Origin of the sequence: Mycobacterium sp. P7213, from assembly GCF_900604305.1 — a bacterium.
Taxonomy (GTDB): Bacteria; Actinomycetota; Actinomycetes; order Mycobacteriales; family Mycobacteriaceae; genus Mycobacterium.
Window position 1 is genome coordinate 1 of the sequence record NZ_UWOA01000080.1, and the last position, 11,305, is coordinate 11,305.

The following is an 11,305-nucleotide window of genomic DNA, read 5'->3' on the forward strand; positions in this document are numbered from 1 at the left end:
GTACAGCGACTCCTCGCCGCCCGCTCCACCGACTTCACCGAAGCCGCCCCATCCACCGCCGTTGCCGCGACCCGCCGAGTAGCCGGCGACGCTGGCGTCGCCACCGTCACCGCCGCGGCCGCCGGATCCGCCGGTCCCGGAGTACCTGTCGAAGAGGTTGCTCCCGCTGCGTCCGCCGCCCCAGCCGACCCCGCCATCGCCGCCGTGACCGGAGGTGGTCCCGCCGTTGCCGCCGTTGCCGCCGTTTCCACCAGCCCCGCCGCCGCCGCCCGCGCCGGTCACGGCGGCGCCGCCGTTGCCTCCCAGGCCGCCGTAACCTCCGTCACCACCGGTACCGGCGGCGCCTGCGGACCCACCGTCACCGCCGTTGCCGCCGGCTCCGCCGATGCCCCCGTCACCGACGAGGGCGAAGGTACTTCCTCCGTCGCCGCCGTACCAGCCGTCGCCGCCCACACCGCCGGCCGCTCCGTCGCCGCCGTCCCCGCCGCGCCCGCCTGCTCCGCCATTGCCGAACAGCCAACTCACCGCGTCGCCGCCGTCGCCGCCATGACCGCCGTCGAAGCCGGCGGCCCCGTTTCCGCCGCCGCCGCCATCGCCGCCGTGGCCCATGAAGATCCCGCCGTTGCCGCCGTCGCCGCCGTCGCCGGGATAGTCGCCGGAGCCGGGCCCACCGCCGTAGCCGCCGGCGCCACCGTTACCGAAGAACCCGGCGTTGCCGCCATTGCCGCCCCAACCGCCGACAGCGGTGCCACCGTGTCCGCCGTCGCCGAACCACAGCCCACCGTCGCCGCCCACGGCCTGTTCGTTGGTGCCGCCGCTGACGCCGTCGGCGCCGTTGCCGATCAGCAGCTGGCCGTTGCCGAAGAGGGTGTTGATCCAGGTGCTGGTCTCGATGCCGGATGGGGTGGCCAGCCAGGCTTGGCCGGCGTCGTGGATCGGGGTGTAGATCCAGGTGTCGAACAGTTCGGCCAGGGTGGGATCGGTGTCGGCGGCGGCCGGTGAGAGCCCGAGGTACGCCAGGTCCAGGTCGGCGTTGTTCTCCACGCCCAGCCACGACCAGCTGGCCGGATCGAACAGGTCGACGATCCAGTCGAACGGGTCCGCCTGGGCCGGTGCGGTGCCTACCGGTCCCAGGCCGAATGCCAAGACCGCGCCGGCTGCGCTACCGAGCCCGACCAGCCGGACGACGTGGTGTTGTTTGCTGTTGCGCTGACCAGACATGATGCATTCCCTTTGCAAGCCCTGGTGATCCGATAAGCACAGACGCTATGACGCCCGGCAAGGAGGGCATGCAGTAGTCGACTACTGCATTTCGGGGCACGGGCAGGCGGCGGGGGCGCAGCGTCGCGTGCCGGGGAAGAGTCAGGTCACCGGGTTCGGCGGAAGGTCCGCGTCGGCCACCAGCGGCCAATCCTGGGACACCCGCTCGCAACAGGCGAGGTAGTCGTCGTCAACGTCGTCGTCAACGGTGCCGTCGGTCATCGCCTTGCGTGATTCCCGACTCCGCTTGCTATAGCTCTGATGGCGCGTCATCCAGCGTCCTCCCCCGGACCACGATGCTAATGGACGCCGCAATTTTCACAACCGTCATCTGGGTATAACACATAATGGCGGAGAAATGTCCAGGAGTCCGGAAAAAATGCGAAAAGAAGAAGCGGTCAACCGGCGGTCAGTGCGACGAGCGCTACCGTGGCCAGCGTTGTCGTCCACTCGATCACGGCCCCCAGCACATCGCCGGTGATACCGCCCAAGCGGCGCACGCAGTGCCTGACCAGCAGCGCGCTGCAGCCCAGGGCCAGTGCGACGGCAACCGGCCCATGCCACGGCGCCGCGCCGACAGGTATCGCCCCGGCGAGCAGTGCCGCCACCCAGGCGGCCGCAACCGGCAGCGGCTGACTGCCCGCCACCGTGGCGCCCAGCATGCTTCCGGCCGCGGACGGCACCGCGCGCCGGCAGGCCAACACCGCAGCCACCCGGCCCGCGCAGACCGCGAGCCCGATCTGTGCCGCGCTCAGCATCGGGAAAGTCGTCGCCTGCAGGCCGATCACCAGCACCACCGCGACCACCCCGAACGGGCCGGTCGAACCCTCGCGCATCACCTGCAGCGCCTGCGCTGCGGGCCGCGAACACCCCAACCCATCGGCCGTGTCGGCCACTCCGTCGATGTGCAGCCCCCGGGTGGCGGCCAGCAGTGCCGCCACGGCCAGCAGGCCGGTCACCGGGCTGCCCGGGCCGAATGCGTAACCACCGGCCCACACCACGGCCGCGGCCAGCGCGCCCAGAGCAGCGCCGACAACCGGGAACGCGGTCATCGCCCCGCGGCCTGGCGGCCGGCCGGCCGGAACGGGAAGAATCGTCCCGAACGCGAAAGACGCTGCCAGGGAAGCGATCACGATGATCGGTCGCTGACGCCGGCCTCATCGAAGGTCGCCATCGACGACAACGCCGCGATAGCGGCGCGCAACACCGGCAATGCAACCGCGGCGCCGGTTCCCTCGCCCAATCGCATCTGCAGGTCCAGGATCGGCTCGAGGCCCAGCGCCGCACAGGCCAGCGCGTGCGCCGGCTCCGGCGAGCGGTGACCGGCCTGCCACCAGGCCCGGGCCCCCGGTGCCAGCCGGTCGGCCACCAGAGCGGCCGCCGTCGACGCCAGCCCGTCGAGCAGCACCGGGGTGCGCCGCACCGCGGCCTGGGCGCAGAACCCCGCCAGCGCCGCGAAGTCGGCGCCACCGCAGCAGCGCAGGAGCGCAACCGGATCGCCGTGCTGCGGCCGGGACCGGAAGAGGGCGTCGCGCACCGCCGCGGTCTTGCGCGCCCAGCCGGCGTCATCGATGCCCGTCCCGTGACCCACGACATCGGCGGGTTCGGCGCCGGTGAGCGCGGCGATCAAAGTCGTTGCGACCGTGGTGTTCCCAATCCCCATATCGCCGGGAATGAGCAGATCAGCGCCGCTGTCGACCTCCTCGTCGGCGATGCGCCGACCTGCCTCGACCGCGGCCAGGGTCTGCTTGGCGGTCAGGGCGTCCTCGCTGGTGATGTCGCCGCTGCCGCGGCGCACCTTGTAGGCACTGGCCTCGGTCGGCATCGCGGGGGAGTCGGTCGCACCATCATTGACGGCCATGTCCACCACCCGCACCCCGGCCCCGCCGATCGCGGCCAGCGCGTTGATGGCCGCCCCGCCGCGGTCGATGTTGGCGACCATCTGCGCTGTCACCTCGGCGGGGTAGGCCGACACCCGGCTCTGGGTTACGCCATGGTCACCGGCGAACACCACAATGCGGACGCGCTCGAACTGTCGGGGCGGACACTGCCCTTGGCAGGCCGCCGCCCACACCGACAGGGCCTCCAGGCGGCCCAGCGAACCCGTGGGTTTGGTCAGCGAGTCCTGCCGGGCCCGCGCCGCTGCCGCCACCGTGGCATCGGGTGGGCTGACCGGCGGGAAATCCACGGAATCCAAGGTTTGTCTGCCGCGATTCAGGCTCAGTCGAGGCGCTCGCCGCGCCGCACCTGCGGGCGCGGTGCCCGCATGCGGCGCAGCGTGGATGCGCGGCTGGCGGCGTACAGCCCCAGCTTCCAACGGCTTTCGACATTGTTGGGGAACTTGGCGTCGGCCATCCGGCCGGCCTTGCGGGCAACCAACACCCCGTCGACGGCCATCAAGACCATCAGCAGCATCATCGCCGGCGAAATGTAGTACTGGACCTGCGGGACCGCCATCATGATGAACATCAGGCCCAGCGCGACCGGCATGAACAGGCCCAACAGGTTGTACCGGGAGTCGACGATGTCGCGAACGTAGCGGCGCACCGGGCCGCGGTCGCGTTCCAGCAGCGCGGACTCGTCGCCGGACAGCATCCGTGCGCGGCGGTCGGCCATCCGCTCACGGCGCTCGGCCTTCGCGAGCCGGCGCTCCTCCTTGCTCAGCTTGGGGCCGGCCAGCGACTTGCGCCGGGCCCGCGCCTCCGCGGAGGTCATCGGTGCCGGCGCCACCGGGCCGCGGCGCTTGGCTGCGGCGCTGCGCTTCGGGGTCGGCCGGCCCTTGGGCGCGGTGACCCCGCCACGAGCGGCGCCCACAGACTCGTCGCCGTCGACAGAGACGGCGGAGACCACGGGCTCAGCGGACTGAGCCTCGTCTTTTCTACGCCCCGGCACCTTCACGCCCGCCAGATTACTTGCCCGGTCCGCCCGGCTTGCGGTGCCGTCCGCGCGGCTCGATACGCTGCACAGATGGCTGATCACCCGGGTTCCGGCGGCTCGGCCGGACCTCGGGCGCGGATGCTTCGGGTGCTCATCGCGCCGGACTGTTTCGGCGAGACTCTGACCGCGGTGCAGGCCGCCGCCGCCATCTCGACGGGCTGGCATCGCAGCCGGCCGCAGGACCGGCTGGCGATCGCACCGCAGTCCGACGGGGGCCCGGGCTTCGTCGCGGTGCTGGCCACCGCGCTGGGCACGCTGCAGCAGACACGGGTCAGCGGACCGCTGGATGACCCGGTCGACGCCGAGTGGGTCTGGGACGCGACAACCAGCACGGCTTATCTGGAATGCGCCCAAGCCTGCGGGTTGGGAGTGCTCGGCGAACCACCGTCGTCCCGGACGGCGCTGCTCGCCCACAGCATGGGGGTGGGGCAGCTCGTCGCCGCGGCGCTGGCGGCCGGGGCGCAGCGAATCGTCGTCGGGCTCGGCGGCAGTGCCTGCACCGACGGTGGTCGCGGCATGGTCGATGAACTGGGCGGCCTGGCCGCGGGACGCCGACGGCTCGCCGGAGTCGAGTTGGTCGCCGCGTGCGACGTGGAACATCCGCTGCTGGGCCCGTGGGGCTCGGCCCGCGTGTTCGGGCCGCAGAAGGGCGCCGACGCCGCCACGGTCGCGGTCCTCGAGAGCCGGCTGGCCGCGTGGGCGACCGAACTGGACGCCGCGGCCGGATGGGAGGCCAGCGCCGCGTCGGGCGCCGGGGCGGCCGGGGGAATCGGAGCCGCCATGCTGGCCCTGGGCGGCACCGTCGAATCCGGGTCCGCGATCGTGGCCCGCCACACCGGTTTGGAGGCAGCGCTCGCCGACGCCGACGTCCTGGTCACCGGCGAGGGCCACTTCGACCAGCAGTCACTGCACGGAAAAGTGGTCGGTTCGCTGGCGGCCGCGGCCCGGGCGCGGGAGATGCCGCTGCTGGTGCTGGCCGGACAGATCAGCCTGGACGAACCCGCACTGCGGTCGGCCGGGGTGGTGGCCGCCCGGGCGATCGCCGACTACGCCGGCTCCGTGCGGCTGGCCCTGGTTGACGCGGCCAACCAGCTGATCGGGCTGACCAGCGTGACGGCGGCACAGATCGGTGGCCGTCCTGCGGCTTCGCCGGGGCGATAGGGAACACGTTGGCGCAGGGTATCGTTGTTCTGGTGGGTTCGAACGCCTCGAGTCGAGGCCGGACCCGCCCCCATGAACAACCGCAATAGGGAGACGCAATGACTGTTCAGGATCAGTCGACCACCGAGTCTCACGGCGTGGTCTTGACCGATGAGGCTGCGGCCAAGGTGAAGGCGCTGCTGGAACAGGAGGGTCGTGACGACCTGACCCTGCGGATCTCGGTCCAGCCCGGCGGCTGCGCGGGCCTGCGCTACAACCTGTTCTTCGACGACCGCAGCCTTGACGGTGACGTGGTCGCGGAGTTCAACGGCGTCACGTTGACCGTGGACCGGATGAGCGCGCCATACCTGCAGGGCGCCGAGATCGGCTACGCCGACCAGATCGACAAGCAGGGCTTCACCATCGAGAACCCCAACGCCGGCGGCTCGTGCTCGTGCGGCGACTCGTTCAACTGAGCACCTGATTTCACCTGAACGCCGGGGGTTTTGTGCTGCCCGGCGGCGAACCGGTGGTACCGGGCCGCTACCGTGGGTACCCACATCCAGGCCCAACGGTGACGATATGAGGGGGATTGTTCAGTGACGATTGCGGTGACCGGTTCGATTGCGACCGACCATCTGATGCGCTTTCCGGGTCGGTTCTCCGAGCAACTGCTGGCCGATCACCTGCAGAAGGTTTCGCTGAGCTTCCTGGTCGATGGCCTGGTGGTGCACCGGGGTGGCGTGGCGGGCAACATCGCCTTCGCCATCGGCGTGCTCGGCGGTGACGCCGCCCTGGTCGGCGCCGCCGGTGCTGACTTCGCCGACTATCGCCAGTGGCTGGTCTCGCACGGGGTCAACTGCGACCACGTGCTGACCTCGACGACCGCGCACACGGCCCGGTTCGTCTGCACCACCGACCAGGACATGGCCCAGATCGCGTCGTTCTATCCGGGCGCGATGTCGGAGGCCCGCAACATCTCGCTGGCCCAGCTTGTCGAGGCCGGCGGGAAGCCGGAACTGGTGATCGTCGGAGCCAATGACCCCGAGGCGATGTTCTTGCACACCGAGGAGTGCCGCAAGCTGGGACTGGCGTTCGCCGCCGACCCGTCACAGCAGCTGGCCCGGCTCACCGGTGAGGAGATCCGCAAGCTCATCGACGGTGCCGACTACCTGTTCACCAACGACTACGAGTGGGACCTGCTGCTGTCCAAGACCGGCTGGACCGAGGCCGAGGTCATGAAGCAGGTCGGCCTGCGGGTGACCACCCTGGGCGGCGACGGCGTCGACATCGTCTCGCCGGACGGTTCCCGCATCCACGTCGGCGTGGTTCCGGAGAAGTCCCAGACCGACCCGACCGGGGTCGGCGACGCGTTCCGCGCCGGCTTCCTCACCGGACGCAGCGCCGGGTTGAGCCTGGAGCGGTCCGCGCAGCTCGGCTCGCTGGTGGCGGTGCTGGTGCTGGAGTCCACCGGAACCCAGGAATGGGTATGGGACCGTGCCGCCGCGGTGAGCCGGCTGGCGGATGCCTACGGCGACGCGGCCGCTGCCGAGATCGACGCGGCGCTCACCTGAATCTTGCCGAGCAGACGCAAAGGCCCCCTATTCATGCCGAATCAGGGGGCTTTTGCGTCTGCTCGCGGAGGTTAAAGCCGCACGGGATAGTCCGGCTCCCTGATGGTCGGCACCACGGTGTGCTCGACGAAGATGGCGTGCCACAGCATGAAGATCAGCACGGTCCAGAGCCGACGGCTGTGATCGGCGGTGCCGACGCGGTGCTCGTCGAGCATCGTGCGCACCGCGGCGACATCGATCAGGTGGTCGGCGCCGGTGGCGTCCACCGTGGCGTACGCCCACTCCAGCAACTCACCGGCCCGCAGCCAGTGCCGCAGCGGCACCGGGAAGCCGAGCTTGGGGCGGTGCAGTACATGCGCCGGAATGATCGGCTCCAGCGCACGGCGCAGCGCGTACTTGGTGGTGGTGCGGGTGATCTTGGCCGACACCGGCAGGCGCGACGCCACCGCGAACACCTCGGGGTCCAAGAACGGCACCCGCAGCTCCAGTGAATTGGCCATCGTCATCTTGTCGGCCTTGACCAGGATGTCGCCGCGCAGCCAGGTGAACAGGTCGATGTGCTGCATTCGGGCCACCGGGTCCCAACCGGCGGATTCGGCGTACACCGGGGCGGTGACGTCGGTGTGGGTCCAGTCGGGGGAGAAGCCCGGCAGCACCGCACGCAGTTGCTCGTCCGAGAAGCTGCGTGCGTTGCCGTAGTAGCGCTCTTGCAGCGAGAGCGACCCGCGGTGCAGCAGGCTCTTGCCACGCATTCCCTCGGGCAACTGCCGCGACGCCTTGCCCAGGGATCGGCGCACCGGTGCCGGCAGGTAATCGAACGGTCGCAGCGACAGCGGCTCTCGATAGATCGTGTAGCCGCCGAACAATTCGTCGGCGCCTTCGCCGGAGAGCACCACCTTGACGTGCTTGCGGGCTTCGGCGGCGATGAAGTACAGCGGGACCAGGGCGGGGTCGGCGACCGGGTCGTCGAGGTACCAGACGATCTCGGGCAGGGCCGCGACGAACTCGGCCGGGCTGACCACCTTGACCACGTGCCGGGCACCGATCGCCTCGGCGGAGGCCGCGGCGACGTCGACCTCGGAGAAGCCCTCCCGCTCGAACCCGGTGGTGAAGGTGATCAGTTTGGGGTTGTGGCGCATCGCCAGTGCCGCGATCGCGGTGGAGTCGATCCCGCCGGACAGGAACGCGCCGACGGTGACGTCGGCCCGCATGTGTTTGGCGACCGAATCCTCCAGGACGGCGGTGATCTCGTCGTAGCGCGCCTGCTCGGTGTCGCGGGTGATCGGGGTGGCGTCGAACCGCGGCCGGAAGTAGCGGGTGGCCTCCGGAGTGCCTCCGGGCCGAATCCGGGCGTAGCAACCCGATTCCAGCCGGCGTATGCCGAGGTGCAGCGTCTCCGGTTCCGGCACGTACTGCAGCACCGTGTAATGCTGCAGAGCGCGGGCGTCGATGGCGGTGTCGAAGCCGACCACGTCGGCGAGGTCCAGCAGGCACTTCTTCTCGCTGCCCACCACCGTGCCGCCCGGGCCGGACGCCACGAACAGCGGCTTGATCCCGAACGGGTCGCGGGCGCAGAACAGCTCGCCGGCCACGGTGTCCCACACCGCGAAGGCGAACATGCCGCGCAACCGCGACAGCACCTCGGTGCCCCAATAGTGGTAGCCCGCGACGATCGCCTCGCCGTCGCCGTCGGTGGCGAACACCGCACCGTGCTCGGCGGCCAGCTCTTCGCGCAGCTCCAGGTAGTTGTAGATCTCGCCGTTGAACACCAGTTCGTAGCGCTCCGGCGCCTCTGGCGGACCCCACCGCATGGGCTGGTGCGAATGGGCGATGTCGATGAACGACAGCCGGTTGAACCCGAACACCACCCGGTCGCCGGCCCAGATGCCGCCTGGCTCATCCGGGCCGCGGTGGCGCATCAGGTGGGTTGCGCGCGATACCGCGTCGGCGACTTCGGCCACATCGGGGCCGGGTGTTGTGCCGGCCGGGGCACACACGAAGGCCAGCAGTCCACACATCGGGTCCCAGTATGCCGCACCGGTATCGGCGCTGAACTGCGAAGGCCCATGTAGGCCCGCGCAGAACCGGTGGAGTCAGCTGAGGCGGTCAACACACAGGGTGGCCAACCGGCAGGTACATCGAACCTCGGTGATCCGGGTGGTCTACGCTGCGTAGTATTCGACTGCTCCGCCGGGTCAGTCGGCCCGTTCTGTGACTCGAGGAGGCACCAACGTGACACGTCGCGGGCAGGGCGTTGCACATCGCCGTCTGCGTCGACCGCTGACCGCGGTCAGCGTGCTCGGACTGCTGGCGGTGACGCTCAGCGGTTGCAGCGTCGACTGGACCGATGTGGTCGGCTTCGGCTGGCCCAAGGGCATCACGCCGGAGGCTGAGGCCAACTACCAGCTGTGGATCGGCATGGTCATCGCTTCGGTGGTGATCGGTGGGCTCGTCTGGGGAATGATCTTCTGGTCGATGATCTTCCACCGCAAGAAGGCGACCGACACCGAACTGCCGCGCCAGTTCGGCTACAACATGCCGCTGGAGCTCGGACTCACCGTCCTGCCGTTCCTGGCCGTCGCGGTGATCTTCTACTTCACCGTCGTCGTGCAGGAGAAGATGCTGCACCACGAGCCCAACCCCGAGGTGGTCGTCGACGTCACCGCCTTCCAGTGGAACTGGAAGTTCGGTTACCAGAAGGTCGACTTCCACGACGGCACCATCCGCGGCTACGACGGATCGGACCCGGATCGCAAGGCGGATATGGTCTCCAAGCCCGAGGGCGTGGACGCGCACGGCGAGGAACTGGTCGGGCCGATCCAGGGACTCAACGCCGAGGACCGCACCTACCTGAACTTCGACAAGATCGAGACGGTGGGCACCACCGGCGAGATCCCGGTGCTGGTGCTGCCCAGTGGCAAGCGTATCGAGTTCGTGCTCAACTCGGCCGACGTCATCCACTCCTTCTGGGTGCCCGAGTTCCTGTTCAAGCGTGACGTCATCGCCTGGCCCGAGCGCAACAACCAGGTGAACACCTTCCAGGTCGCCGAGATCACCAAGGAAGGCGCGTTCGTCGGCCACTGCGCTGAGATGTGCGGCACCTACCACGCGATGATGAACTTCGAGGTCCGGGTGGTCTCGCCCAATGACTTCAAGGCCTATCTGGACCAGCGCATCGCCGGGAAGACCAACGCCGAGGCGCTGGAGGCAATCGGACAGGACCCACTGGCGACCACCACGTTCCCGTTCGACAGCCGCCGTGGCCTGCTAGCCCCGCAAGCCAGCAACAAGTAGGGACAACCGCATGCGCATCGAATCCAGGCTGTTCGAGTTCGTCGCCACCTTCTTCCTGGTGGTCGGCGTGATCTACGCGGTGCTGACCGGGAAGTTCGCCACCGGCGGTGTGGAATGGGCCGGCACCACCGCGCTGTTCCTGACCGGCATGATGGCCATGATCGTGGCCACCTTCTTCCGGTTCGTGGCCCGCCGGCTGGACACCCGTCCCGAGGACTACGAGGCGGCCGAAGTCAGTGACGGCGCCGGCGAGCTGGGCTTCTTCAGCCCGCACAGCTGGTGGCCCATCCTGATCGCGCTGTCCGGGTCGGTGGCGGCCGTCGGGATCGCGCTGTGGCTGCCGTGGCTGATCGCCGCCGGCGTGGCGTTCGTGTTGTCGAGCGTGGCCGGACTGGTCTTCGAGTACTACATCGGCGCCGAGAAACACTGACCGGATCTCCGCTGCGGCCGCCGTGTCGACCCGCTTGGGTAGGGTTGCCGATGCACAATGACCAACGGTGGTTGATGTCGACCGCAACCGGTCAGGTCGTGGCGCGGCGGTTTGAAAAGGATAGGCGGGAATGAGCGGGCCGAATCCCCCAGAGGCGGGCTCTGGAGACGAGGGCTCCGGCAACGGTCAGCCGGCCCCGGACGCAGCCGCTGACATGGCCCCCGACGCGGGCGCGGGCGGGGAGATTCAGCCACTGGACGATGTGACGGCCACTCCGGCCGCCGCGCGGGCAGACAGCACCGCGTATTCGCAGGCTTACTCGGCGCCCGAATCCGAGCAGTTTTTGAGCGGCCCCTACGTGCCGGTGGATCCGCGGCTCTACGACTACGACAACTACGACGTGCCCGACGAACCGGAGCCGGGCGCGAAGACACCACGGTGGCCGTGGGTGGTCGGTGTCACCGTGATCATCGCCGCGGTCTCGCTGGTGGTGTCGGTGGCACTGCTGTTCGCCCGCACCGAAACCCGCGATCTGGCCACGCCGGCCACCACGAGCAGCACCGTCTCGGTGCCGCCGGTACAGGACGAGATCACCCGGACCAGCACCAGCACCACGGTGCCGCCGCCTCCGCCGCCGAGCAGCGAGGAACCGCCGCCCCCGCCGCCGAGC

At 69.8% G+C, this 11,305-nt stretch carries 10 protein-coding genes and 2 pseudogenes; 6 read left to right on the plus strand and 6 right to left on the minus strand.

Annotation, left to right across the window (positions count from 1 at the left end):
• From EJK91_RS23055 to EJK91_RS20580, 5 genes and pseudogenes are all read right to left on the minus strand, one after another.
• A pseudogene (locus EJK91_RS23055) lies at window positions 1–1,221 on the minus strand (PGRS repeat-containing protein); the annotation flags it as partial.
• A 141-nt stretch (window positions 1,222–1,362) separates the two neighbouring features.
• Entirely contained in the window at window positions 1,363–1,533 is a 171-nt protein-coding gene (locus EJK91_RS21995; RefSeq protein WP_155943304.1) for a hypothetical protein, read from the minus strand.
• 125 nt (window positions 1,534–1,658) lie between these two features.
• Entirely contained in the window at window positions 1,659–2,393 is a 735-nt protein-coding gene (locus tag EJK91_RS20570) for an adenosylcobinamide-GDP ribazoletransferase (protein WP_024440528.1), read from the minus strand.
• The gene (gene cobT, locus EJK91_RS20575; protein ID WP_125079833.1) at window positions 2,390–3,448 is read right to left on the minus strand and encodes a nicotinate-nucleotide--dimethylbenzimidazole phosphoribosyltransferase; all 1,059 of its coding nucleotides are present in this window, start codon (window positions 3,446–3,448) and stop codon (window positions 2,390–2,392) included. The genes EJK91_RS20570 and cobT overlap by 4 nt, the downstream gene beginning before the upstream one ends.
• Before the next feature lie 32 nt (window positions 3,449–3,480).
• Window positions 3,481–4,158, minus strand: a complete 678-nt coding sequence (locus tag EJK91_RS20580) for a DUF3043 domain-containing protein (protein WP_024440526.1) — start codon at window positions 4,156–4,158, stop codon at window positions 3,481–3,483.
• 69 nt (window positions 4,159–4,227) lie between these two features.
• On the opposite strand from EJK91_RS20580, the gene EJK91_RS20585 reads away from it, so the two are divergent.
• The 3 genes from EJK91_RS20585 to EJK91_RS20595 all read left to right on the plus strand — a co-directional run bounded on the left by EJK91_RS20585 (window position 4,228) and on the right by EJK91_RS20595 (window position 6,911).
• Window positions 4,228–5,358: a glycerate kinase family protein gene (locus EJK91_RS20585; protein ID WP_046301460.1), complete on the plus strand. Its 1,131-nt coding sequence runs from the start codon at window positions 4,228–4,230 to the stop codon at window positions 5,356–5,358.
• Window positions 5,359–5,456: 98 nt separating this feature from the next.
• The gene (locus EJK91_RS20590; RefSeq protein ID WP_024440524.1) at window positions 5,457–5,813 is read left to right on the plus strand and encodes a HesB/IscA family protein; all 357 of its coding nucleotides are present in this window, start codon (window positions 5,457–5,459) and stop codon (window positions 5,811–5,813) included.
• Window positions 5,814–5,936: 123 nt separating this feature from the next.
• Window positions 5,937–6,911 (plus strand): carbohydrate kinase family protein, encoded by a 975-nt coding sequence (locus EJK91_RS20595; protein ID WP_125079834.1) that lies wholly within the window; start codon window positions 5,937–5,939, stop codon window positions 6,909–6,911.
• Window positions 6,912–6,982: 71 nt separating this feature from the next.
• Here the strand turns inward: EJK91_RS20595 and asnB are convergent, their stop codons facing one another.
• Window positions 6,983–8,929, minus strand: a complete 1,947-nt coding sequence (asnB, locus tag EJK91_RS20600) for an asparagine synthase (glutamine-hydrolyzing) (RefSeq protein ID WP_125079835.1) — start codon at window positions 8,927–8,929, stop codon at window positions 6,983–6,985.
• Window positions 8,930–9,122: 193 nt separating this feature from the next.
• On the opposite strand from asnB, the gene ctaC reads away from it, so the two are divergent.
• From ctaC to EJK91_RS20615, 3 genes and pseudogenes are all read left to right on the plus strand, one after another.
• Window positions 9,123–10,205 (plus strand): aa3-type cytochrome oxidase subunit II, encoded by a 1,083-nt coding sequence (gene ctaC / locus EJK91_RS20605; protein WP_036457039.1) that lies wholly within the window; start codon window positions 9,123–9,125, stop codon window positions 10,203–10,205.
• Window positions 10,206–10,215: 10 nt separating this feature from the next.
• The gene (locus EJK91_RS20610; RefSeq protein WP_024440520.1) at window positions 10,216–10,635 is read left to right on the plus strand and encodes a cytochrome c oxidase subunit 4; all 420 of its coding nucleotides are present in this window, start codon (window positions 10,216–10,218) and stop codon (window positions 10,633–10,635) included.
• Between the two features lie 130 nt (window positions 10,636–10,765).
• A pseudogene (locus tag EJK91_RS20615) lies at window positions 10,766–11,305 on the plus strand (hypothetical protein); the annotation flags it as partial.